Here is a 397-nt window from a genome sequence, read left to right as displayed (position 1 = left end):
GGCAGCGAGGAGCCGCCGGTGACGGTCATCTTCTGCTCCTTGCCCGTGCCCAGGTCCTTCGCGGTCACGTGCATGATGCCGTTGGCGTCGATGTCGAAGGCGACCTCGATCTGCGGCACGCCGCGCGGGGCCGGCGGCAGACCGGTCAGCTCGAACATGCCGAGCTTCTTGTTGTACGCCGCGATCTCGCGCTCGCCCTGGTAGACCTGGATCTGCACGGACGGCTGGTTGTCCTCGGCCGTGGTGAAGATCTCGGAACGCTTGGTCGGGATCGTGGTGTTGCGCTCGATGAGCTTGGTCATGATGCCGCCCTTGGTCTCGATGCCGAGGGACAGCGGGGTCACGTCGAGGAGCAGGACGTCCTTGACCTCGCCCTTGAGGACACCGGCCTGGAGGG

1 protein-coding gene is annotated in these 397 nt (G+C 66.2%); it reads right to left on the bottom strand.

The window, feature by feature from the left end:
• On the bottom strand, positions 1–397 hold a 397-nt coding region (locus IF43_RS0135720), incomplete at both ends, for an Hsp70 family protein (protein WP_030211269.1).

Source organism: Streptomyces sp. NRRL S-87 (genome assembly GCF_000719335.1).
In the GTDB taxonomy this organism is placed as follows: Bacteria; Actinomycetota; Actinomycetes; order Streptomycetales; family Streptomycetaceae; genus Streptomyces.
This window is presented reverse-complemented; position numbering and strand designations above follow the sequence as displayed.